Annotated in this window: 24 protein-coding genes; 19 read left to right on the top strand and 5 right to left on the bottom strand. The window is 36.0% G+C overall.

The features are described 5' to 3' along the window. The first annotated feature begins 101 nt into the window (after positions 1 to 101). On the top strand, positions 102 to 1,280 hold the full coding sequence (locus tag BTOYO_RS05985; RefSeq protein ID WP_000822961.1) for an FtsW/RodA/SpoVE family cell cycle protein: 1,179 nt from the start codon (positions 102 to 104) through the stop codon (positions 1,278 to 1,280). 332 nt (positions 1,281 to 1,612) lie between these two features. Beyond that, on the top strand, positions 1,613 to 5,059 hold the full coding sequence (gene pyc / locus BTOYO_RS05980; RefSeq protein ID WP_000164045.1) for a pyruvate carboxylase: 3,447 nt from the start codon (positions 1,613 to 1,615) through the stop codon (positions 5,057 to 5,059). Between the two features lie 84 nt (positions 5,060 to 5,143). Here pyc and ctaA read toward each other — a convergent pair whose 3' ends face one another. Further along, positions 5,144 to 6,079 (bottom strand): heme A synthase, encoded by a 936-nt coding sequence (gene ctaA, locus BTOYO_RS05975; protein WP_001188753.1) that lies wholly within the window; start codon positions 6,077 to 6,079, stop codon positions 5,144 to 5,146. 498 nt (positions 6,080 to 6,577) lie between these two features. On the opposite strand from ctaA, the gene ctaB reads away from it, so the two are divergent. The 7 genes from ctaB (at position 6,578) to BTOYO_RS05940 (ending at position 13,730) form a co-directional block, all read left to right on the top strand. Further along, positions 6,578 to 7,501 carry a protoheme IX farnesyltransferase gene (ctaB, locus tag BTOYO_RS05970; RefSeq protein ID WP_001015063.1) on the top strand — a complete coding sequence of 308 codons (924 nt, stop codon included), beginning with the start codon at positions 6,578 to 6,580 and terminating at the stop codon, positions 7,499 to 7,501. Between the two features lie 93 nt (positions 7,502 to 7,594). After that, positions 7,595 to 8,644, top strand: a complete 1,050-nt coding sequence (gene coxB, locus BTOYO_RS05965) for a cytochrome c oxidase subunit II (RefSeq protein ID WP_000745270.1) — start codon at positions 7,595 to 7,597, stop codon at positions 8,642 to 8,644. A 60-nt stretch (positions 8,645 to 8,704) separates the two neighbouring features. Then, on the top strand, positions 8,705 to 10,540 hold the full coding sequence (gene ctaD, locus BTOYO_RS05960) for a cytochrome c oxidase subunit I (protein WP_170957719.1): 1,836 nt from the start codon (positions 8,705 to 8,707) through the stop codon (positions 10,538 to 10,540). Further along, positions 10,540 to 11,163 (top strand): cytochrome c oxidase subunit III, encoded by a 624-nt coding sequence (gene ctaE / locus BTOYO_RS05955; RefSeq protein WP_000557861.1) that lies wholly within the window; start codon positions 10,540 to 10,542, stop codon positions 11,161 to 11,163. Before ctaD ends, ctaE begins: the two co-directional genes overlap by 1 nt. A 3-nt stretch (positions 11,164 to 11,166) precedes the next feature. Further along, positions 11,167 to 11,499 (top strand): cytochrome c oxidase subunit IVB, encoded by a 333-nt coding sequence (gene ctaF, locus BTOYO_RS05950; protein WP_001007827.1) that lies wholly within the window; start codon positions 11,167 to 11,169, stop codon positions 11,497 to 11,499. Between the two features lie 86 nt (positions 11,500 to 11,585). Then, positions 11,586 to 12,491, top strand: a complete 906-nt coding sequence (ctaG, locus tag BTOYO_RS05945; RefSeq protein ID WP_000069006.1) for a cytochrome c oxidase assembly factor CtaG — start codon at positions 11,586 to 11,588, stop codon at positions 12,489 to 12,491. A 240-nt stretch (positions 12,492 to 12,731) separates the two neighbouring features. Beyond that, the gene (locus BTOYO_RS05940; RefSeq protein WP_000535796.1) at positions 12,732 to 13,730 is read left to right on the top strand and encodes a formamidase; all 999 of its coding nucleotides are present in this window, start codon (positions 12,732 to 12,734) and stop codon (positions 13,728 to 13,730) included. A gap of 46 nt (positions 13,731 to 13,776) precedes the next feature. Here the strand turns inward: BTOYO_RS05940 and BTOYO_RS05935 are convergent, their stop codons facing one another. After that, complete coding sequence (locus BTOYO_RS05935; RefSeq protein WP_001160935.1) at positions 13,777 to 14,142, bottom strand: YugN family protein; 366 nt, start codon at positions 14,140 to 14,142, stop codon at positions 13,777 to 13,779. A gap of 206 nt (positions 14,143 to 14,348) precedes the next feature. Between BTOYO_RS05935 and BTOYO_RS05930 the strand changes: the two genes are divergently transcribed. From BTOYO_RS05930 to BTOYO_RS05905, 6 genes are all read left to right on the top strand, one after another. Then, positions 14,349 to 15,383, top strand: coding sequence for a CAP domain-containing protein (locus BTOYO_RS05930; protein WP_000735382.1), 1,035 nt, complete (start codon positions 14,349 to 14,351; stop codon positions 15,381 to 15,383). Positions 15,384 to 15,494: 111 nt separating this feature from the next. Further along, a complete protein-coding gene (gene ylbD / locus BTOYO_RS05925; protein ID WP_001143329.1) occupies positions 15,495 to 15,941 on the top strand; it encodes a YlbD family protein in 447 nt (148 codons plus the stop codon). An 11-nt stretch (positions 15,942 to 15,952) separates the two neighbouring features. Further along, complete coding sequence (locus BTOYO_RS05920) at positions 15,953 to 16,198, top strand: YlbE-like family protein (protein ID WP_001206442.1); 246 nt, start codon at positions 15,953 to 15,955, stop codon at positions 16,196 to 16,198. A gap of 77 nt (positions 16,199 to 16,275) precedes the next feature. Beyond that, positions 16,276 to 16,848 carry a histidine phosphatase family protein gene (locus BTOYO_RS05915; RefSeq protein ID WP_000134950.1) on the top strand — a complete coding sequence of 191 codons (573 nt, stop codon included), beginning with the start codon at positions 16,276 to 16,278 and terminating at the stop codon, positions 16,846 to 16,848. 114 nt (positions 16,849 to 16,962) lie between these two features. Further along, positions 16,963 to 17,415, top strand: a complete 453-nt coding sequence (locus tag BTOYO_RS05910) for a YlbF/YmcA family competence regulator (RefSeq protein ID WP_000634357.1) — start codon at positions 16,963 to 16,965, stop codon at positions 17,413 to 17,415. A gap of 125 nt (positions 17,416 to 17,540) precedes the next feature. Further along, positions 17,541 to 17,807 carry a YlbG family protein gene (locus BTOYO_RS05905; RefSeq protein ID WP_002093356.1) on the top strand — a complete coding sequence of 89 codons (267 nt, stop codon included), beginning with the start codon at positions 17,541 to 17,543 and terminating at the stop codon, positions 17,805 to 17,807. Between the two features lie 56 nt (positions 17,808 to 17,863). Here the strand turns inward: BTOYO_RS05905 and BTOYO_RS05900 are convergent, their stop codons facing one another. Then, the gene (locus BTOYO_RS05900) at positions 17,864 to 18,253 is read right to left on the bottom strand and encodes a DUF7147 family protein (protein WP_000616007.1); all 390 of its coding nucleotides are present in this window, start codon (positions 18,251 to 18,253) and stop codon (positions 17,864 to 17,866) included. A gap of 650 nt (positions 18,254 to 18,903) precedes the next feature. Between BTOYO_RS05900 and rsmD the strand changes: the two genes are divergently transcribed. After that, positions 18,904 to 19,470, top strand: coding sequence for a 16S rRNA (guanine(966)-N(2))-methyltransferase RsmD (gene rsmD, locus BTOYO_RS05895; RefSeq protein ID WP_001266984.1), 567 nt, complete (start codon positions 18,904 to 18,906; stop codon positions 19,468 to 19,470). Beyond that, complete coding sequence (gene coaD / locus BTOYO_RS05890) at positions 19,467 to 19,958, top strand: pantetheine-phosphate adenylyltransferase (protein WP_000200597.1); 492 nt, start codon at positions 19,467 to 19,469, stop codon at positions 19,956 to 19,958. The genes rsmD and coaD overlap by 4 nt, the downstream gene beginning before the upstream one ends. On the opposite strand, the gene ylbJ is transcribed toward coaD, so the two are convergent. Further along, positions 19,950 to 21,179 carry a sporulation integral membrane protein YlbJ gene (ylbJ, locus tag BTOYO_RS05885; RefSeq protein WP_000273078.1) on the bottom strand — a complete coding sequence of 410 codons (1,230 nt, stop codon included), beginning with the start codon at positions 21,177 to 21,179 and terminating at the stop codon, positions 19,950 to 19,952. The two genes, coaD and ylbJ, sit on opposite strands and share 9 nt — an antisense overlap. A 113-nt stretch (positions 21,180 to 21,292) precedes the next feature. Here ylbJ and BTOYO_RS05880 point away from each other — a divergent pair, with 113 nt between their 5' ends. Beyond that, a complete protein-coding gene (locus tag BTOYO_RS05880) occupies positions 21,293 to 22,084 on the top strand; it encodes a patatin-like phospholipase family protein (RefSeq protein WP_000662585.1) in 792 nt (263 codons plus the stop codon). Further along, positions 22,077 to 23,102, top strand: coding sequence for a SepM family pheromone-processing serine protease (locus tag BTOYO_RS05875; protein WP_000476315.1), 1,026 nt, complete (start codon positions 22,077 to 22,079; stop codon positions 23,100 to 23,102). Before BTOYO_RS05880 ends, BTOYO_RS05875 begins: the two co-directional genes overlap by 8 nt. Before the next feature lie 26 nt (positions 23,103 to 23,128). Here the strand turns inward: BTOYO_RS05875 and BTOYO_RS05870 are convergent, their stop codons facing one another. Next, positions 23,129 to 24,310: a nucleotidyltransferase gene (locus BTOYO_RS05870; protein ID WP_002039467.1), complete on the bottom strand. Its 1,182-nt coding sequence runs from the start codon at positions 24,308 to 24,310 to the stop codon at positions 23,129 to 23,131. Positions 24,311 to 24,458 lie beyond the last annotated feature (148 nt).

The following is a 24,458-nucleotide window of genomic DNA, read 5'->3' as shown; positions in this document are numbered from 1 at the left end:
CTAAAACAGTTTGAGCTTTTTATTTGTATAATAAAGCAGGAAGAACGTATATACATATGGAATACAACAATAATTAATTTGAAACAGAGAGAGGAAATGAAATGAAAAGAATATGGAAATCAATGGATTATTCATTATTACTTCCTCTTGTTATTTTATGTGTGCTGGGAGTCATAATGGTATATAGTTCTAGTTCCATTGTTGCGATTTCGCGGTTTGATAAACCAGCAAATTTCTTTTTTAAAAGACAATTACTTACTTTAGCTGCTGGGACAATGGTATTAATAATTATGGCTATTATCCCATATAAAGTGTGGAGAAAACGAATTTTCTTATTGGGAAGTTACGGTGCTAGTGTTGCCTTATTAGCGGCAGCAGCCTTTTTCACTAAGAAAGTAAATGGTGCAAATGGATGGATATTTGGAATACAGCCTGCGGAATTTGTAAAGATAACAGTTATTCTCGTATTGGCTCATTTTTTTGCGAAAAGGCAAGAAACAAATACGTCTGTTTTCAAAGGATCGGGACCGGTACTTTTAGGTATTGGTTTAATCATGTTTTTAATTTTAAAGCAAAATGACTTAGGTACCGATATGTTAATTGCGGGAACGGTAGGAATCATGTTTCTTTGTTCAGGAGTTAGTGTTAATTTATGGATAAAAAGATTCTTATTAACGTCTGTAGTATGGGTCCCAATGTTGTATTTTATTGGGAATTATAAATTAAGTTCATACCAAAAAGCGCGATTTTCAGTTTTTCTGGATCCGTTTAACGATCCTCAAAATGATGGATTCCAATTGGTAAATTCATTTATTGGAATTGCTTCAGGTGGGTTAAATGGTAGAGGGTTAGGGAATAGTGTGCAAAAGTATGGATACTTACCAGAGCCCCAAACGGATTTTATTATGGCGATTATATCTGAAGAACTAGGCTTTATAGGTGTAGCTATCATTTTAATCTGTTTATTGTTAATTATCATTCGCTCATTTAGAGTGGCGCAAAAGTGTACAGATCCATTTGGAAGTTTAATAGCCATCGGAATTGCAAGTTTGTTTGGAGTTCAAACGTTTATCAATGTCGGTGGTATGTCTGGATTAATACCGCTTACTGGGGTACCGTTACCTTTTGTTAGTTACGGCGGAAGTTCCTTGTTAGCTAATCTACTTGCGATGGGGATATTATTGAATATTGCTAGTCATGTGAAAAGACAAGAAAAACAACAAAATGAGTTAGTTAAAGAAAGAGAACAGGGTGGACCGCATCTTGTAGTTGTAAAATAAAAACACATTGCGCTGTAGAGCACAATGTGTTTTTTTATTTAAAGTAATTTCAAATGTGATATATTAATTGTTTTTATATCCAAAAGATATATCACATTAAAACAAATGTGATATACAATTAGGTTGTTCGAAAAGGAAGAGGTATGCTATACTATTTTTGTGAAACAAATTGCACAGAAAACTTATCATTTGTTAAAAAATAAGGTATGATGGATAAAAATAAAGTGAAACTTTCTAAGTATAATATAATGTGGAAAGTGAAGAACTTCACGCTTTTTATGGTGTGTATATATTTTATCTCTAGAGTGGTAGGAAAGTAGAGGGGGAAAATCATGACAAAGCTGCAACGTATTCAAAAAGTATTGGTAGCTAACCGTGGAGAGATTGCAATTCGTGTGTTTCGAGCTTGTTCGGAACTTGGATTAAAAACAGTTGCAATCTATTCTAAAGAGGATAGCGGTTCTTATCATCGCTATAAAGCCGATGAGTCCTATTTAGTTGGGGAAGGGAAAAAGCCAATTGATGCTTATCTAGATATTGAGGGCATTATTGAGATTGCGAAAAGCAATCATGTAGATGCAATCCACCCTGGATATGGTTTCTTGTCAGAAAATATCCAATTCGCAAAACGTTGTGAAGAAGAAGGAATTATCTTTATTGGTCCGAAAAGTGAGCATTTAGATATGTTTGGAGATAAAGTGAAAGCAAGAACACAAGCGCAGCTAGCACAAATTCCGGTTATTCCTGGTAGTGATGGCCCAATAGATTCAATAGAAGAAGTCGAAGAGTTTGCTGAAAAGTATGATTACCCGATTATTATTAAAGCGTCCCTTGGTGGTGGCGGTCGAGGTATGCGTATAGTACGAGCTAGTGAAGAATTAAGAGAATCGTATAATCGCGCGAAATCAGAAGCAAAAGCAGCCTTTGGTAATGATGAAGTATACGTTGAAAAATTCGTTGAAAAACCTAAACATATAGAAGTACAAATTTTAGCAGATGAAGAAGGCAATGTTGTTCACTTATTCGAGCGTGACTGTTCTGTGCAACGTCGCCATCAAAAAGTTGTCGAAATCGCACCAAGCGTTTCGCTTTCAGATGATTTGCGTCAACGTATTTGTGAAGCTGCTGTGAAGTTAACGAAAAATGTAAACTATTTAAACGCAGGAACGGTAGAATTTCTTGTAAAAGGTGATGAGTTTTACTTCATAGAAGTAAACCCACGTGTTCAAGTTGAACATACGATTACAGAGATGATTACAGGAGTGGATATCGTTCAATCGCAAATTTTAATAGCTGATGGACATGCATTACATAGTAAAATGGTAGGTGTTCCGAAGCAAGAAGAAGTGGTTGTGCACGGATTTGCAATCCAATCTCGTGTAACGACTGAGGACCCACTAAATAATTTTATGCCGGATACAGGAAAAATTATGGCGTACCGATCAGGCGGTGGCTTTGGTGTTCGTCTTGATACAGGTAATAGTTTCCAAGGTGCAGTTATTACACCGTACTACGATTCTTTACTTGTAAAAGTTACGACTTGGGCTCTTACTTTTGAACAAGCTGCTGCAAAAATGGAACGTAACTTAAAAGAATTCCGTATTCGTGGTATTAAAACAAATATTCCATTCCTAGAGAATGTAGTAAAACATAAAAACTTCTTATCAGGAGAATATGATACGTCGTTTATTGACGCGTCACCTGAACTGTTCTTATTCCCGAAACGTAAAGACCGCGGAACGAAAATGTTAAATTACATTGGTTCAGTAACAGTAAATGGTTTCCCGGGAGTAGGGAAAAAAGAGAAACCAATTTTCCCGGATGCTCGTATACCAAATGTAGTACACTCAGAGCCGATACAAAATGGAACAAAACAAATTTTGGATGAGCGTGGAGCGGATGGATTAGTAAAGTGGGTTCAAGATCAAAAACGTGTACTTTTAACTGATACAACATTCCGTGATGCGCATCAGTCACTACTTGCAACTCGTATTCGTACAAAAGATTTACATCAAATTGCAGAGCCGACAGCGAGAATGTTACCGAACTTATTCTCAGCGGAAATGTGGGGCGGTGCAACGTTCGATGTTGCGTATCGTTTCTTAAAAGAAGATCCATGGGAACGATTACTAGATCTTCGTGAAAAAATGCCGAATGTTTTATTCCAAATGTTACTTCGCTCTTCAAACGCAGTTGGTTACAAAAACTATCCAGATAATTTAATTCAAAAATTTGTGGAATGTTCTGCTCAAGCTGGCATTGATGTATTCCGAATTTTTGATAGTTTAAACTGGGTAGAAGGTATGAGAGTTGCGATTGATGCTGTACGAGATACTGGCAAAATTGCAGAAGCGACAATGTGTTATACAGGAGATATTCATGATCCGTTACGTAGTAAATATGATTTGAATTATTATAAAAACTTGGCGAAAGAATTAGAAGCATCAGGTGCTCATATATTAGGTATTAAAGATATGGCAGGTTTATTAAAACCTAATGCTGCATACGATTTAGTTTCTGCATTAAAAGAGACAATATCGATTCCGATTCACTTGCACACACATGATACGAGCGGAAACGGTATATTAACGTATACGAAGGCAATTGAAGCGGGTGTTGATATTGTCGATGTAGCGGTGAGTTCAATGGCAGGTCAAACGTCACAACCAAGTGCGAACACACTATACTACGCATTAGGCGGAAATGAAAGACAACCAGATGTTAATATAGATTCATTAGAAAAACTATCTCATTACTGGGAAGATGTACGCAAATACTATGCACCGTTTGAAAGTGGTATGAATGCACCTCACACAGAGGTATATATGCACGAAATGCCGGGTGGGCAGTATAGTAATCTTCAGCAACAAGCAAAGGCGGTTGGTTTAGGAGATCGCTTCGATGAAGTGAAAGTAATGTACCGTCGTGTGAATGACATGTTTGGAGACATTGTAAAAGTAACGCCATCTTCAAAAGTTGTTGGTGATATGGCATTATTTATGGTTCAAAACCATTTGACAGAACAAGATATTTTAGAGCGTGGACATGCTTTGGATTTCCCAGGATCTGTTGTTGAAATGTTCTCTGGTGATTTAGGTCAACCGTACGGTGGTTTTCCGAAAGAATTACAAAAGATTATTTTAAAAGGGAAAGAGCCGTTAACAGTAAGACCGGGTGAATTGTTAGAGCCAGTAGATTTTGATGCTTTAAAAGAAGAGTTATTCCATAAACTTGGACGCGAAGTAACGATTTTTGATGTAGTTGCGTACGCGTTATATCCGAAAGTATTTATGGACTACGAAAAAGTTGCTGAGATGTATGGTAATGTATCTGTGCTTGATACACCGACATTCTTCTATGGTATGAGACTTGGTGAAGAAATTGATGTGGAAATTGAGCAAGGTAAAACATTGATGGTTAAACTAGTATCAATTGGAGAACCTCAGCCGGATGGAAATCGTATTCTTTACTTAGAATTTAACGGACAACCACGTGAGATTGTTGTGAAAGACGAAAGTGTGAAAGCAACAGTTGCACAACGTGTGAAAGGAAACCGTGAAAATCCAAACCATATTAGCGCAACGATGCCAGGAACGGTTATTAAAGTAGTTGTAAAAGAAGGCGATGAAGTGAAAAAAGGCGATTCTATGGCAATTACAGAAGCGATGAAAATGGAAACGACAGTTCAAGCGCCGTTCAATGGTAAAGTGAAGAAAGTATATGTTAACGATGGTGATGCAATTCAAACGGGTGATTTACTTATTGAATTAGATCACTAAAATAAGGAAAGAGCTGTGTAAATACAGCTCTTTTTTTATTGCAAAAAATCCCTTGCCGATTCGGCAAGGGATTTCAGTTTTAAATTATTTTGTTTGTTTAGAAGTTGATTCGGATTCTTTTGCGTTCACTTTACTTCTTGTTCCTAACATAACTAAATAGCATAATACAGCAAACAAGCAAGAAATGAATAGGGAATGTAATAATGCCATTGCTAAACTAGCATTTGTATATACAACTAAAATCCCAACAATAGCTTGAAGTGTTACAAGAATAAAGGAAATAATCCATCCCCAGTATACTACGCTTTGTTGCTTATATTGACGAATAGCAATAATCATTGCGTATAGTATCCAAAGGAATATTAATATCGCTGCAGCTCTATGCCCCATTTGAACCCACTCATGTAATTGAGTCGGCCATGGTCTATTTTTACTACATAAAGGAAAGTCCGGACAGGCTAAGCTAGCTCGTTCGTGACGTACTAAAGCCCCTGTGTAGACGACGATATAACTGTAAATTGTTACACCATAAATGTGAAATTTCATTTTTTTATCCATAATAAGTGAACGTGCATCAAATTTCTGATCAATTTCAAAAATAAGACACGTTAACAAAATAACAGAAGCGAATGAAATTAAGGAAATACCAAAATGGATAGCAAGTACAGCTGGCATTTGACCCCAAACAACGGCTGCCGCTCCCATTAATGCTTGTGCAACTAAAAATACGAAGGATAAAATTGCTAACGTTTTTGTTTCGCGCACATGTTTATAATACTTCCAGGATAAAATACAAAGGAGAGTGACAAGTATTCCTGCTGATCCTGATGTAAGGCGGTGACTTAGTTCAATAATAGTTTCCATCGATAAATTAGATGGAACTAACTCACCATTACAAAGCGGCCATGATTTACCGCAGCCTTGGCCAGAACCTGTTTTTGTAACTAAAGCGCCTCCTAATAATACTACTAATAAATCAAGACTTGTAATGACTGCTAACCATTTAATAAAGCGTTGCAATCTCTTTCACCATCTTTCTGCTATGAAGTTATTGCGAAATATTTTCATTCCATTATGTATAGAATAAAACGCGCTAGTTCCTATGATATATAAAAAATAATAAAATAGCAAAGAAATGGAGGGGGAAGACAAAGGGGAGAAAAAGGGTGTGAAAATAGAATTTATAAGGGAAATTTTAGGAGGGAAATAGGCTATTTTGAAAAGAAATGGGGAGAATACGTGTTAAATATGACAAAATAGTTTATTATAGAAAGTAACATCATGTTATGATAAGGATAAGTAAGAAGTAAGCTTTTTTATATTCGACACAAAAAGTTCATGTTTTCTTCACAAAATGTTCGGGAAATATGATTTAATATATTGGAGTATGGGCGTAGATTAGTAGTAGAATGGGTTAACAATATTTCTACTGTAATAATATTGCTATATAGAAGCGAATTATTTCATTCGAAATAGGCGCAAAAAGAAAGATGAAAGTTTTAAGAGGGGGTTAAAGTGATGAACCATGCAACAAGTGAGCTGCATGATGAGTCAGCTGTAACAAGTGTACCCGAAACAACTCGGTTACAAGATTTATCAGCGCTCGTTAAAATGGGGATTGTAAACTCAAATACACTTACTGTATTTACAGGATTTTGGTTGGCGTTACACTTTAATGGATTAAGTGTGATGGACAATCTGGATAAGCTATTTTTTACAATCGTTGGTTCCGGATTAATTATGGCAGGGGTATGTTGTTTAAATAACTACATTGATCGAGACATCGATCCGTTAATGGAAAGAACAAAAACCCGTCCAACGGTTACAGGAAAGTATAAACCAGGTTTTGCACTTACATTTGGACTAGTTATATTACTACTTGGATTTGTATTCTTATTATTAACAACACCGATGGCAGTATTAATGGGATTTATTGGTGCCTTCACATATGTTGTCTTATATACTTTATGGACAAAGAGAAAGTATACGCTAAATACTGTTGTAGGTAGTATTTCTGGAGCAGTTCCACCTTTAATTGGATGGGCAGCAATTGATCCATCTTTAGGCCATCCAATTGCTTGGATGTTATTTTTAATTATGTTTATTTGGCAAATCCCACATTTCCTTGCGTTAGCGATGAAACGTGTTGATGAATATCGAAATGCAGGAATTCCAATGCTTCCTGTAGTTCATGGATTTGAAATTACGAAACGCCAAATTATGATTTGGACAGTATGTTTATTACCACTACCATTTTATATGAGTGGACTTGGGATAACATTTATGGTACTTGCAACATTGCTTAACATCGGATGGATCGTTTTAGGATTTTATGGCTTCCGTAAGAAGGATGACATCAAATGGTCCGTACAAATGTTTGTTTATTCCCTAAATTATTTAACAATCTTATTTGTATCAATGATTGTAGTTACATTCTTCTAAGACAACGACATAATTGGATTTCTTTACGTTGAGATTTACTTTACTTAACTATAAAGTACAATCTAATTCACAAGGAAAGTGGGGGTTGTTTGTATGAAGAAACAGTGGCGACTGCTTTCGTTCGTTTCACTGCTGGCTTTACTGTTAGGGGGATGCGGTAAAGCCTTTCAATCTACTTTAATTCCGCAAGGAGAAGTAGCAAAAATGCAATATGATCTGCTCTTACTAGCGAGTGCGATCATGGTAGGAGTAGTACTAGTAGTTACTATTATTTTCTTGTATGTAATTGTGCGTTTCCGACAAAAGAAAGGTCAGGAAGATTATATTCCAGAACAAGTTGAAGGGAATCACAAACTAGAAATTATATGGACAGTTATTCCGATTATTCTTTTACTAATCTTAGCTGTTCCGACGGTTACATATACATTCAAACTTGCTGATGTAAGTGCGATGGAGAAAAAGAATATTGATAAAGATACGATCGTTGTTGATGTAACAGCGAATCTTTATTGGTGGGAATTTTCTTATAAATCAGAAAAAATAGTAACTTCTCAAGATTTAGTTATCCCCACAGGTAAGAAAGTGTATTTGAATTTGAAGGGTGCCGATATTAAACATTCATTCTGGGTTCCATCTTTAGCTGGTAAAATGGATACAAATACAGACAATGTAAACAAAATGTGGTTAAAGGCAGATAAATCGGGCACTTATAATGGTTTTTGTACAGAGTTTTGCGGCCCGTCACATTCTTTAATGCAATTTAAAGTGAAAGCTTTAGATGAAAGCGAGTACAAAAAATGGCTTGCTGATATGAAGAAGATTGATGGGAAAAAAGAAGTAGCTTCAACAAAGGCGCAAGAGGGCCAAGAAATATTTAATAAAAGCTGTATTGGTTGTCATGCAGTTGGATCTAATGATAGTAGACCACCTTCCGCTCGTATCGCACCAAACTTAGCGAACTTTGCTGATCGTGATACGGTTGCTGGTATTGCCGAAAATAATGAAGAAAACTTAAAAAAATGGCTGAAAGATCCTGAAAATATGAAGCCAGGAAATAAAATGACTGGTAAATATGGCAACTTAACGGATGATCAAATTGATGCATTAAATGCATACTTACAAACGTTAAAGATTGAAAAGTAAAGAGGGATTATTCGCGAAGGGGAGGTTGAAAACGTGAGCTCTGTAGCAAAAAAACAGGGGATGGGTGCTGTCATATGGGATTATTTAACGACAGTAGACCATAAAAAGATTGCCATTCTCTATTTAATTGCAGGTGGATTGTTTTTTATAATAGGCGGAATAGAAGCACTATTTATTCGCCTTCAATTAGCGATTCCTAACAACGCTTTTCTTGTTGGGGATGCTTATAATCAAGTATTAACGATGCACGGTACAACAATGATTTTCCTCGCAGCTATGCCACTCGTGTTTGCATTTATGAACGCCGCCGTGCCACTTCAAATTGGTGCGCGTGATGTAGCGTTCCCGTTTTTGAATTCACTCGGATTTTGGTTATTTTTCTTTGGTGGAGTATTTTTAAATTTAAGTTGGTTTTTAGGTGGAGCACCTGATGCAGGATGGACATCTTATGCATCATTAGCTTTAGCTTCTAAAGGCCATGGTGTTGATTTTTATGTACTCGGCTTGCAAATTTCAGGTATTGGTACATTAATTGGAGGTATTAACTTCCTTGTTACAATCATTAATATGCGTGCGCCAGGAATGACGTATATGCGTATGCCGATGTTTACATGGACAACGTTTGTAACATCTTCACTTATATTATTTGCTTTTCCGCCGTTAACTGTAGGATTAGGACTTTTAATGTTAGATCGTTTATTTGGAACAAGTTTCTTTAATCCAGCATTAGGTGGGAACACAATTATATGGGAGCATTTATTCTGGATTTTCGGTCATCCGGAAGTATACATTCTTATACTCCCAGCTTTCGGAATATTCTCAGAAATCTTCGCGACATTTTCGAAAAAACGATTATTTGGTTATTCATCGATGGTGTTTGCGACAGTATTAATTGGATTTTTAGGATTCATGGTATGGGCGCATCACATGTTTACTGTTGGCCTTGGTCCAGTTGCAAATGCTATTTTCTCAGTTGCGACAATGGCAATTGCGGTTCCGACAGGTATTAAAATATTTAACTGGCTCTTTACAATGTGGGGCGGAAGTATTCGTTTTACAACACCGATGATGTGGGCGGTAGCTTTTATTCCATCATTCGTAATGGGTGGAGTTACAGGCGTTATGCTTGCATCTGCACCAGCTGATTATCAATTTCATGATAACTATTTCGTAGTAGCGCACTTTCATTATGTAATCGTCGGTGGTGTTGTATTTGGTTTACTTGCAGGGGCTCATTATTATTGGCCACTGATGTTTAATAAAATATTAAATGAAACATTAGGTAAGATAACATTTTGGTTATTCTTTATCGGTTTCCATTTAACATTCTTTATTCAGCATTTCCTTGGATTGATTGGTATGCCACGTCGTTACTACACATATCTTGAGGGGCAAGGATTGGAAATGGGGAATATGATTAGTTCTATTGGAGCTGTGTTTATGGCTCTTGGAACGATTGTTCTTCTATTCAATGTAATAAAAACAACTGTATCAAAAGAGAAGGCTGGTCGTGATCCATGGGATGGACGTACACTAGAATGGACAATGCCAGCACCTACACCGGAATATAATTTCAAACAATTACCATTTGTTCGCGGGTTAGATCCGTTTTGGATTGAAAAACGTGAAGGTAATAAAGAGATGACGGCGGCGGAACCAGTTGGTGATATTCATATGCCAAATGCTTCATTTTCACCATTTATCATTTCTCTAGGCTTATTCATAGCGGCATTCGGTGCAATGTATATGCAAGGTGGAAAAGATAAGTTCTGGTTATTAGTAGCAATTATTGGTTTAATCATTACATTTGGCGCAATGTTCCTTCGTTCAGTAGTCGATGATCATGGATATCATATTCATAAGGAAGATTTAGAGGATAAGGGGGGCAAGGCATAATGCATGTAGATGAAAAATTAACGAATGAAACATTTCCAGCAGAGCCTGAAAAAGCAACCCTTGAGGGGAAAAATAAGTTTGTCGGTTTTTGGTTATTTCTTGGAGGCGAAACAGTATTGTTCGCTTCCTTGTTTGGCACATATTTAGCATTAAAAAACTCTACAAATGGTGGACCAACATCTCAAGAGATGTTTCAAATGCCGCTCGTTTTCATTATGACGATGCTTTTATTAACGAGTAGTTTAACGAGTGTATATGCGATGTACCATATGAAAAACTTTAATTTTAAGAAAATGCAACTTTGGCTACTTGTAACAGTGTTGCTTGGCTTAGGGTTTTTGGGATTTGAAATATATGAGTTTTATCATTATACACATGAATTTAAGCATACTATGAGAAGTAGTGCATTTGGCTCTGCATTTTATGCTCTTGTTGGTACACATGGACTTCACGTATTGTTTGGATTGTGTTGGATTTTAACATTAATTTTTAGAAATGCGAAGCGTGGTTTAAATTTATACAACGCACCAAAGTTTTATGTTGCATCAATTTATTGGCACTTTATTGACGTAGTTTGGGTGTTTATTTTCACTGTAGTATATTTAATGGGAATGGTGGGATAAACAATGGCGATAAGACAAACAAATAATCCTAAGGTGGATCTTGTTTATCGGAAGAGAAAAAGTGCAGAGGAGATGAAGCACCAAGTTATTACGTTTGCGCTAATGATTTTCCTGACATTAGTTGCATTTGTAGCGGTAGCATATCCAAAAACTTTTAGTCCAACCTTCTCTGTTCCGTTTATTTTACTATTAGCAGTGGTGCAAGTGATTTTTCAATTGTATTATTTTATGCATATGAGCCATAAAGGGCATGAGGCTGCAAGTTTCTTTCTGTATTCTGGCCTGTTAATAGGATTAATTACAATTTTAGCTTTTATGACAATCGTGTGGATTTGAAAAGTGAAGAATAAGGGGGCTTGTGTTGTCACAGCCCCCTCTTCACATTATGTGGAAGGATAACCATTAGGAAGGTGGGGGTGACAATGAGTAACTTATGGATATTTGGCTTTCAAGCTTTATGGAGTCCATTCTTTTTATTATTTATGCTTTCGATTCTTATTGGATACTTCTTAATTATTGGACCATATAGAACTCGATTTGAAAATGCGACGAAGGTAAGTAAAAAGCAAATTTTTTATTTTACGTCTGGAATTGTTCTTTTGTATTTTGTAAAGGGTGGACCTATTGATTTAATTGGCCATATTATATTTAGTGCACATATGTTTGAAATGGCAGTCATGTATATTGCAGTTCCGCCTTTATTATTACTTGGTATACCAGTTTGGTTATATCGTTATATTACTTCTTTTAAGCTAGTTCAGATTGTGTTGAAAATTTTTGCTAAACCGCTTATTGCATTGTTTGTATTTAATGGACTGTTTTCTTTTTATCATTTGCCAGTTGTTTTTGATGCAGTAAAACAAAGTCAAATTGCCCATCCGATTTGCCTCGCTATATTATTTTTTGCGGCAATCATGATGTGGTGGCCGATGTTAAATCCGTTACCAGAATATCAAACGTTAAGTGATATAAAGAAACTTGGTTATATGTTTGCTAACGGTATATTATTAACGCCAGCTTGTGCATTAATAATTTTTGCAACTGCACCGTTATTTGCAACGTATACGGATTCAGCTGCTTGGATGAAAGCGATGGAACTATGCGTACCTGCGGGAACTTTATCAGAATTAAATATAACTGGACCAGAATTTTTGCACTGGATGCCAGTAGTACAAGACCAACAAACGGGCGGTATCATTATGAAAATTGTCCAGGAAATAGTGTACGGCACGATTATCGGCTATGTATTCTTTAAATGGGCGCGTAGAGAACGCGAAAAGGATAAGGAACAGTTGCAACAATTGCCGCCATATTTACAGACTAAGTAAAAAAGTGTATGGGATTCCATATGCTTTTTCTTTTTTTAGTTTTAGCTTTAGGTATTTATAAAAGATTGAATTTTCAATCTTTTTGTGTTAAGTTAGTGTTGGCGTGTACTAAAAGTGGATATAAAATTTACTACTAGCTTTCATGCGTAATAATTCCATATGTAGTGCAAGTTTTTTAGAGAGTTACAAATTTATATTGTTATCTTTAATAAACACGAACTATTTTAAGGGGGAATTTAAATGGGTAGTAGCGGAAGTATGGTAAAGCCGATTAGTGGTTTTTTAACAGCGTTAATTCAATATCCAGTACCGGTAGTAGAGTCACGTGCAGACATTGATAAACAAATTAAACAAATCATAAAAACAATTCATTCAACTAAATCAGGTTATCCTGGATTAGAATTAATAGTATTTCCCGAATATAGTACACAAGGGCTCAATACAAAAAAATGGACTACAGAAGAGTTTTTATGTACAGTGCCTGGGCCAGAAACAGACTTATTTGCTGAGGCATGTAAAGAATCTGAAGTGTATGGTGTTTTTTCTATAATGGAAAGAAATCCTGATGGTGGAGAACCTTATAATACAGCGATTATTATTGATCCACAGGGTGAAATGATTTTGAAGTATCGTAAGTTAAATCCTTGGGTGCCGGTCGAGCCTTGGAAAGCTGGAGATTTAGGCTTACCTGTTTGTGATGGACCTGGAGGGAGTAAATTAGCTGTTTGTATTTGTCATGATGGCATGTTCCCTGAAGTAGCCCGTGAAGCAGCCTATAAAGGCGCGAATGTCTTGATCCGTATTTCTGGATATAGCACACAAGTTAGTGAACAATGGATGTTAACCAATCGTTCAAATGCATGGCAAAATTTAATGTATACATTGTCAGTGAACTTAGCGGGTTATGATGGTGTATTTTATTACTTTGGTGAAGGACAAGTATGTAATTTTGATGGGACTACTTTAGTGCAGGGGCACCGAAACCCTTGGGAGATTGTTACTGCCGAAGTATATCCAGAGCTAGCAGATCAGGCTAGATTAGGATGGGGGCTCGAAAATAATATATATAATTTAGGCTCAAGGGGATATGTAGCGACTCCTGGTGGAGTGAAAGAGAACCCGTATACGTTTGTAAAAGATTTAGCTGAAGGTAAGTATAAAGTTCCCTGGGAAGATGAGATTAAAGTGAAAGATGGATCCATTTATGGGTATCCAGTTAAAAAGACGATTCATTCTTAAGGAAGATAAATAGAACAAGCGCATCATATTGATGCGCTTGTTCGGTTTACTCAATAATTTGAAATTCTTTTAACTCTTTTTCGACATTTTGTAGGAGTTGTTCGCTTTTTTGGAGTACATTTGTTGGGAAAGTCTCATCATCACCATATTCAACACCGTGAGGATAATAATGTTTTCCTAATAAGGGAGGGAGTAGTTTTACTTCAGCGTGTCTGCTGCCAATGTCGCCTTCAACAGCAACTCCGCGCACTCGTAAGTAATAAATATCCTTTAATATTTCAAATTTATAATCGTATGTAACTCTTTCGTAATCCCACTGTCCAGCTAGTACAAAATGGTTCTTTTCCATAATCTCAGTTAAAAGGGATAAATCAACGACGGCCCCATTAAATTTCGTATTTGTAAATTGCATATAATACCTCCTTTTTTAATGTTACATCATTATTTTTATAATAGTATGAATAATAAGAAAGTGCAATTCATATTGAGAGAAAAGGGATAATCCAGACTTTTTTTGTGAAAATATGATATAGTGAAAAGAGTACGGTACACACAAAAAAGGAAATAAAAGGATTTGTGTATATCTCAATTTTATGTTTTGTGCAGGAGGTATATCGTTTGAAGAAATTATTGCGTATCGTAATGATTACATTTTTAATTTTAGCTGTTGATTTATACGGGAAATTACTCGTTTCACAATATATATTAACCCCATCTCAATCAAAACAAGAAAATAAAATTGTGAAAAAGAAAAAACAAGTCGATGAGGACTCCTCAGACACTGTTTTAAATATGATTGGTGGAGATTCTGAAAATCTATTGGCAAAGTGGGGAGAACCAGCTCGAATAGAGCCATCTGCTTACGGTTATGAATGGTGGGTGTACAATCAAGATTTAAATCAGTACGTTCAATTTGGAGTTGCTGAACGTAAAATTGTAACAGCGTATGTTGCTGGTGAACAAGTTAAGGTACCGCCTTATTATATAAATGAAAAATATGAAGATGTATACAAAAAGAATCCGCTCTCGCATGAGATTTCATTAAAAAGAGGGAAGAATAGTTATCAATTTGAGTTATCTGATACGGAAGTAATGGAACAGCCGTTAGTACCTGTAGAAGATGGATGGGCACAATTATATTTTGATCATTTCACACATGAACTCGTTGGTGTTCGTTATATGGATGATGAAACGTTATTGCGCCAAAGACCGTATCAGCTTGTTTATTCAGGTGAATTAATAGCAGAACAACCATTAACACCAGAAAAGATGAAACAAGTAGAGAATGGGAATATGCAACAAATTTTTGATTTAACAAATATTATTCGAAGTCGTCATGAACTACCATTGTTAACGTGGGATCAACAAACAGCAGATGTTGCTATTGGACATAGCAAAGATATGAAAGACAATAATTACTTTTCACATGATTCACCTACATTAGGTACGTTAGGAGATCGTTTACAACGAGGACGAGTAGGGTTTCAGCTTGCTGGTGAGAATATAGCGGCACAACATAGTGATGGAATTGCGGCGGTACAAGGTTGGTTAAATAGTGAGGGGCATAGAAAAAATTTATTTAATGAACAATTTACCGGATTAGGTGTTGGGGTATATGATAAATTTTATACGCAAAACTTTATTCGAAAATAAAGTGAAACTTTAAGTAGTGTAAAAAAGGTGCATGAATCGTCTAAAAATAGGCGAACCATGCGCCTTTTTTTTCTTACAATATAAGTAGATATACATGAAGAGGTGAGGATTATGCCAACAACAAAAGGACCGTTACATCCATCGGTTCAACAGTTTAAAGAATTTGTAAACCATCACCCTAAAATGGTTCATGACGTTAGAAGTGGTCAAAAAACTTGGCAGCAATTTTATGAAGAATGGTACTTACTTGGTGAGGAAGATCCAATATGGGCAACTTATAGACCTGATGGAGCGCCTGCCTTTTCTTCAGTAAAAGAAAATAAAAAAGAGAAGGAAAAAGACAATCGAACTGAAGAGGAAAAAACTGCTGATGTGATGGGACAAATGCTTTCTTTTTTTAAAAAGCTAGATGTGGAACAAATGCAGCATCATTTAGCTAATGTGACGAGTGCTATCGGGAGTGTGCAACAAGTTATTCAACAGTTTCAAGGAAGTCGCACGCAACAAGAACAAAGTACTTCCAAAGAAAATAATCCATTTTTCTTTCAAAAGGATTAGGGGGAAAGATGATGAGAGAAGAACTTATGGAGTTTATAAAGGCTGATGAGGACTTATCGCGTTATATTAGGGAGCAGCCATACTGGTATAGGAAGTTAACCCGAAATCCTGAAGAAAAAGAAGCTTTTGAGCTGGCTGCTATGCAACATTTCAAAAAAACGATACCAGATAAAGTAGAAAAATTTCAAAATCAATTGGCGGTTGCTTCGATCATGATTGATATGTTTCAGTATATGAAGCAGCAAAATACGACATAATTGGAAGGGAAAACTATGTCCGTCATGCAGAACTTTTGTTACAATAGAAGCGGATTATTTAAAAAAGGAGTTGCAGCATGACGGAAATTTGTTTAGTACGACATGGACAAACTGATTGGAATTTTCAAGAGATTATTCAGGGGCGTGAAGATATTCCACTTAATGAAGTTGGGAAAAAGCAAGCGAGTCAAAGTGCGGCTGCTTTGCAAGTAGAATCGTGGGATATTATTATAAGTAGTCCGTTAATTAGAGCACAAGAAACGGCTAAGGCAATCGCAGAGGCAGCTGGATTACAATCCATTTTATTAGATGAACGATTTGTTGAACGGAATTTTGGAGAAGCTTCAGGGAAGCCGGTTGCGACTGTTAGAGAGTTAATTGCGGAGGGTAAAGTAGAAGGTATGGAGTTAGATAAAGAAATTGTAGCTCGTTGCTTTGCTGCTTTAGAAGATGTTGCAGTAACTCATTCTGGTAAACGTATTATTATTGTTGCTCATTCACATGCGATAAAAGCTATTTTACATGCAATTGCACCAGATGAAATTACGTTTAAGACCCCGTTAAAAAATGCATGTATTAGTTATGTGAAAGAAAACGGCGGAGAATGGGATGTTCTTAAATATAATATTGCGGAACATATTAATGTATAAGCGTATCTGAGATTGTTTGAAAATAGTTAGAGTCATATCTTTCTTTTAAGTGAGTCACTTCAATTAGTAGTTCTATTCTAAATGTGGTATGATGAATACTCGGAGGTGTCTCTCATGATTGTAGCGACGCTAGAAAGCGTATTAATATTAGATAAGGCAGAGCAGCTTGCAAAAGCGATCATCTGTTCAGATATAGCAGAAGATTATCGTAAGTGTTATAAAGAATTGCATGAGGATGTGGAAGTTCAGACATTAATTCAGCAATTTACAGCGATGAAGGAACGATATGAGGAAGTGCAGCGTTTTGGGAAATACCATCCTGACTATACTATCGTGTCAACAAAAATGAGGGAATTAAAGCGTTCTGTAGACTTGCATGATAAGATTGCAACCTTTAAACGAGCAGAAACTGCTTTACAAAAGTTATTAGATGAAGTTAGTGTAGCAATTGGTTCTGAGGTATCCTCTTCTATTAAAGTTCCAACAGGAAATCCATTTTTCGATGCTGGTGGCTGTGGCGGAGGTTGCGGTACTGGCGGAGGTTGCGGTTGTAAAAAAACGGGGTGATGTACCCCGTTTTTTAGAAGATGTAAGAAAACGTATACAGAGTTTGTTTCATTATGTCATAAATTTCTGGTTAGTTTTCAAAAATATAAAATATAAGTTTTTAAAAGGAGAAGATGGAGAAGATTATGTTCGGGCAACGACAAAGTATGATTGTTTATTTGCATTCATTGAAACATGCCAAGATTTTAAGAAAATATGGTAACATACATTACATATCAAAACGATTAAAATATGCCGTTGTATATTGTGATATGGAACAAATTGAGCATATGATGCATAAGTTGAATAAACTTCCTTTTGTGAAAAAGATAGAACAGTCGTACCGTCCGTTTTTAAAAACGGAATTTGAAAATTCCCGTCCTGATCGGGCAAAAGAATACGATTATAGTTAAAGTAAAAAAATCCCCTGCTACGTTTAGCGTGGGATTTTTTTACTTTAAATAAAGTGTTATTTCATTGGAGGAATGAAATTATTCATTCGTAAAATACCAATTAGATGATTGAAAAATAGTTCTTTTTCTGGGAAAGTTGTGGACGGTTTTACAGTAAATGTGGTCACTTTTTTTCCTAGTTTTTCTGCCATTTCTTCAAATAAAATGACACGTTTACTTTTTTTATTTTCAGGCATAGGAATACCTTCACGACATATGTATAATGGCTGGAAATCACCAGTAGTGGTCGGTTTTAATATTACAACAAGCGAGCATACTTTCTTTTCGTTTTTAATTGTTTCAAATTGTAACATATGTGTTATACGTTCTTGGTTTGCTTTGGCAATTTCAAGTAATTCATATAAATCAGAGTAGCCTTCTCCAAGTTCTATAAAGCGTTGAATCATATCTTTTCCTCCTCTTTCTTTTACTGTACCATCTCACTTTTTAAATGAAAAGTAGACAAAGAAAAAAAACCCTGCAAAGCAGGGCCCTTCTTATACTAGTATGTACTAGTAAGAAGGCAAAGGGAGAGGAGAAACCGGAGGAAGAACTTATGGGGAAACGTAAGTCTTCTCCGCGGTTGGCAACAACATCGAAGGTGATGTTGTTATAATTATTTATGTCCAATCTAAATGAAGATATACATAATGAATTTAAATTTTATGTTTGGCTTTTTATTTTTCTTTTTTTTATTTTATGATAGGATAAAAAAAGATAAAGTGAAACTTTAATCAGTGGGGGCATCCCCGCTGATTATTAGCCTTCACTAATCGGGCGTTTACGGGCAGTTAATTTCCCACCTCACTTTTTGTTCTAACCGAATTTTGAGTTGGGAGTTTTACTGCCCGTTAATGCGGGGGAAAGTGGAATTAATGTACATAATGGGTTTGTGTTAGCGAATGGCGAGATAAATACATAAAAAATGACGAGCGGTTATTTTTAGAGAAAGTTTCTTATGGATAGGTGAAAGTTACATATAGTTTTGCAGCGGTTACTGAAGTGGGAAATTATTTTATAAGCGCTCGATAGATTGAAATAAAGGTAGTGACAACAGATGAGAGTAGTTTCAGGAAAATGTAAAGGGCACCCACTTAAAGCGGTTCCCGGCAATACAACACGTCCAACGACGGATAAAGTAAAAGAATCTATTTTTAATATGATAGGCCCTTATTTTGATGGTGGTACCGCTCTTGATTTATTTGGCGGTAGTGGTGGCCTTGGAATTGAGGCTATAAGTAGAGGGATTGAAAAAGCGATTTTTGTTGATCGAGATAGTAAAGCGATAAAAGTCATTCATCAAAATTTAGAAAGTTGTAGAATACATGAACAAGCTGAAGTGTATCGAAATGATGCAGAGCGTGCGGTGAAAGCGCTCATAAAGCGTGAAATGTCATTCGATCTTATACTAATAGATCCTCCATACAAAGATCAAAAAATTGTATCTTTGATTAGTGTGATGGATCAACATGGATTGCTACATAGAGATGGATTAATTATGTCAGAGCATGGTAATGATGTTGTTTTACCTGATTCTATAGGGAATCTTGTAAAAGTAAGAGCTGAAAATTATGGGATTACAGCAATATCGATTTATAAGTATGAAGGTGAGGAGACAGAATGACAAGTATAGCTATTTCTTCAGGGAGTTTTGATCCAATTACCCTTGGGCATCTTGATATTATTAAAAGGGGAGCAAAAGTGTTTGATGAAGTGTACGTAGTTGTTTTAAACAATTCATCAAAAAAACCATTCTTTTCAGTTGAAGAACGTCTAGATTTAATTCGAGAAGCAACAAAGGATATCCCAAATGTAAAAGTGGATTCGCATAGCGGGCTATTAGTGGAGTATGCAAAAATGCGTAATGCAAATGCAATTTTACGTGGTTTACGAGCGGTTTCTGACTTTGAATATGAGATGCAAATTACTTCTATGAATCGAAAATTAGATGAAAATATTGAAACCTTTTTTATAATGACAAACAACCAATATTCATTTTTAAGTTCGAGTATTGTGAAAGAAGTTGCGAGGTATGGAGGAAGTGTAGTAGATCTTGTGCCTCCTATTGTAGAGCGTGCTTTAAAAGAAAAGTTTCAAACCCCGTTAAAGTGAACGGGGTTTTTCTTTATTCATGCGTAAAAACAATAAGATAACATATAAGTATAAACAAAATAATGTGAAAATCGGTCCGTAGTGTACAAAAGATGTCCAAATTTCAAGTAGTGTAGAAGAATGATTGGATAAAAATACGGGAATATCTTTTTCCATAGGTGAGAAAGAACTTACTTTCTCATAAAAAGGTTTCCAAAATATAAACGTAAAAATAGGAGCAAGAATACTTTGGATAAGTCGTGCGAAAAAATATGGCTTAAATCGGATATCCGTTTCAGCTAGTATGCTAGCAACTTGTGCCTGAATTGAAAGGCCGCTAAATGCTAAAATGAAGCTTGTTACCATCGCTTGTTGCAGAAGGGGTGTTTCATTTATTTGACTAATCATTTGGCTTCCGAGTGTCATTTCAAAAATACCTGATAATATCGGAATACTAAAATCAGTACTTAGTTGGAAGAATGATAAAATATGTTGCATAATAAAAGAAAGAGTTGCTGTAATATGGAATACAGTAATCATTTTGTTTAACACAGAAAATAAAATAATAAATCCGCCAATCATAAGTAATGTTTGAATGGAAGAAACGATAGCGTCCCCAAGTAATTTTCCTATTGGTCTTTTTTCTTGCAAGCGTGTTTGGTGAAGGATTGAAAAAGGGTTTTGAAAAGGACGTTTTTTAGTAGTTTGTTTATCATTTGTGTAAGATGTGTTATGCCCGTAAAAACGCATTATTAATCCGACGGCAAAGTTGCTTAAATAATGTGCAGCAGCTAGTACGATTCCTAATTTCGGATTATTGAAAAAACCGATAGAAACAGCTCCAAAAATAAAAAGTGGATTAGAAGAGTTTGTGAAAGATACGAGGCGCTCGGCTTCAATTTGTGTTATTTGATCGCTTTTTCGCAGTCTAGCGCTTAATTTGGCGCCAGCAGGGAACCCTGAGGCCATGCCCATTGCCCAAACAAATCCACCTATTCCTGGAACGCGAAAAAGTGGTCGCATGAGTGGTTCTAATATAACGCCTATAAATTTTACAACACCGATACTAATTAGAAGTTCCGCAATGATGAAAAACGGTAATAGTGAAGGGAATACAACTTCCCACCATATATTTAACCCTCGAATGGAAGCTTGCAAAGCAGCTTGGGGGTGGAGTACAAGAGAAAAGGTTAAAAATAGTGTTGATATGGTAAGGAAAGCGGTTTTCCATTTTTCATACATGTAAGTAAATCCCCCTTTGTCCCAAAAAACGTTCATTTCAGTATACGTGGATACGTGGTGAATTTAGACCATAAGTATGAAAAAGGGATGAAAAAAATTAAAGGGTGAGAAAAATGAAAGAACCGAAGATTGGTTTAGCGCTTGGATCTGGGGGAGCGAAAGGATTTGCTCATATTGGCGTTATAAAAGTTTTAAGGGAAGCGGGTATCCCGATTCATATGATTGCAGGGAGTAGTATGGGGGCCTTAATAGGTACATTTTATGCAGCTGGCTGTAACGTTGAACGATTGTATAAATTGGCGACTGTTTTTAAGAGGAAATACTATTTAGATTTCACGGTACCAAAAATGGGGTTTATTGCTGGTAAACGTGTCAAAGATATGATTAAAATGTTTACATATAATAAAAATTTAGAAGAGTTAGATATCCCGACAGCTGTTGTGGCTACTGACATATTGAAGGGGGAGAAAGTGGTTTTTACAAGTGGTCCTGTTGCAGATGCGGTGAGGGCTAGTATATCTGTCCCTGGAGTGTTTGTGCCAGAAAAGGTAAATGGACGATTATTAGTAGATGGTGGAGTGATTGATCGCATCCCAGTTTCGGTTGTAAAAGAGTTAGGTGCCGATATTGTTATTGCTGTTGATGTATCTCCGATTAAGGTGAATGGTGAGGTTACATCTATTTATGATGTAATTATGCAAAGTATTGAAATTATGCAGCATGAGCTTGTAATGAATCGGCAAATTGCATCAGATTTAATGATGCGACCAGCTGTGGAACAATTTAGTTCACGTGCTTTTACAAACATTGAAGACATTATTCGAGTCGGAGAAGTAGAAGCAGAAAAACATGTTTCAAATATTTATTTATTAATTGAGCAGTGGAAGGAGAAACATAATGTTTAAGCGTTTTCGGTTTATATATGCAATCTTAATAGGTGTGATATTGGCGATGTTACTTGTTTATGTGCGTTTACCGTACTATGTAACAAAACCAGGAATGGCTGCGAAATTAGAGCCGTATGTCCAAGTTGAGGGTGGAACAAAAGAATCTGGTGATTTTATGCTTGTAACGGTTTCGATGGGGCCGGCAAATGTGGTGAATTTAATAGCGGCACAATTTAATAAATATACACATGTTTCGAAGGCGGAAGAAATATTGCAAAGGGGCGAGAGTGATGAAGAATATCAATTCCGCCAAAATTATGCAATGAAAGACTCGCAAAATGCAGCAATTTATAATGCGTATAAACAAGCGAATCGTACTGTTTCTTTTGAAAATAAAGGTGTATTAGTTGCTGGTGTAGCGAAGGGTATGCCGTCAGAGGGGAAGCTTAAGCTTGGAGATATCATCATAGCTGTTGACGGAAAAACATTCGAAAAGACGGATCAATTTATTGAGTATATGACAGGGAAAAAAGAAGGAGATACAGTAAATATTGAGTACATGCGAGGCGGAAAACAGTTAAAAGAAAATTTAAATGTAAAGACAATTCCTAATGGAAATGGCCGCGTAGGTATAGGTGTCTCTATCGTGACGGAAAGAGAGTTAGTAGTAGATCCGAAAGTGAAAATTGATTCCCATGAAATAGGTGGGCCATCAGCAGGCTTAATGTTTACATTAGAAATATATAATCAACTTGTGGAAGAAGATTTAACAAAAGGACATGAAATTGCTGGAACAGGTACAATTAATGAAAAGGGAGAAATTGGCCCAATTGGTGGTATACAGCAAAAAGTGGTAGCTGCTAGTGATGCGGGTGCTGAGGTGTTTTTTGCGCCAAATGAAAAAGGTGCGGAGAAATCCAACTATAAAGATGCACTTGAGGCTGCGAAAGATATTAAAACAAAAATGAAGGTTGTACCAGTGGATACGCTGGATGATGCGTTGAAGTATTTGGAAAAAATGGGTGAGAAAAAATAAACCTCTCTGAAATAGAGAGGTTTTTCTTATAGAAACGTTGTAGTTGTTTCATCGTAACGAATTGGATGGTGTATTACGTCTTGTTTTAGTAGTTGTGTCCGTAATGGTTCTTGCATGATAGAGAAATATACAGAATTTGCTTTTCGCTCTATATGTAAAGTAGGATGGTCAAAACTTTTTGTATGAGTAAGGATTGGAAGTTCTATTTTTTTCTTGTTTTTTGAAATATAAGTTTGTCCTTTTTGTGACATGCCGAGTAGACGAATATACGGTGCATGTTGTTCTATATTTGCCATATGCATCTCTTCTTTTGTCGTGTTTGTTAAAATATGTGTACAGGCTCTTTGTAATCTAGTCCATGTATAACGTTTTGTTTTTAATGCTTCCATGAATGAGTGGAAGGAAGAGCTGTTTTGTATTTTTGATAAAATACGATGCTCTAAACCTTCTTCGATTTCATATATATGTCGTAAGTCCCCTGGAGACATCGTCATAAGTTTGTATTTAAAAAATGAAAAGTATTGTTCCCAATTATGTAATATCCCGAAGTTTTGTTTATAAGTTGCTAAAAGAGAAGCGGTTGCTTTCGGGATAAAAGGCTCAATTTCTGTAAATGAACCATTTTCGCTAAAGAGTTGTTTACGAATACTCGTTGCACTTGCGATATGTTGGTTACTAAATGTTTCATCGTGATAATGAGATGCGTATCTTTTTATAGTTTGTGCTTGCATAGAACTATTTTGCGCCAGAATTGCTTTTATGTATTGAAAGCCTAAAATGTTATTTGGTTGTGACATATCGATGTTTTTTTTGGATGGTAAAATGTGTAGAAAGGCTTCAGATGTAGCTTTGGCGTAACTATTACCTGCGCTCATAAATTGCTTTACGAGACGATTAAAAGTCGCTTCTTCGTTTTTTTGTACAGAGATGGTATTATAAAAATTTTCGATTTGTCCATCTTCACTGCCAAAACAAATTTCAGAAACGCGTAAGGCATTTAAGATGGAAATAGCACCATTTGCAAAAGTTTCAGCTTTTTGTGTTGCGAATGCGTATGGAAGCTCTACAATAAGGTCTACACCGCTTGCTAAGGCCATTTTAGTGCGATACCATTTGGAAATGAGTGCGGGCTCACCACGCTGCAAAAAAGGGCCACTCATAACGGCAATTATAATATCAGAGTGTGTTAACTTTTTTGTTTGTTGCACATGATAATCATGACCGTTATGAAAAGGGTTATATTCAACGACAATACCACTGGCTTTTATGATAATCTCTCCTTTCGATGTAGCATCTTTTTGGAAAACATGATACTCTATATATTATTTACTATGATGACTTCATTATAGTGTAAAG

Origin of the sequence: Bacillus toyonensis BCT-7112 (genome assembly GCF_000496285.1) — a bacterium.
GTDB lineage: Bacteria > Bacillota > Bacilli > Bacillales > Bacillaceae_G > Bacillus_A > Bacillus_A toyonensis.
This window is presented reverse-complemented; position numbering and strand designations above follow the sequence as displayed.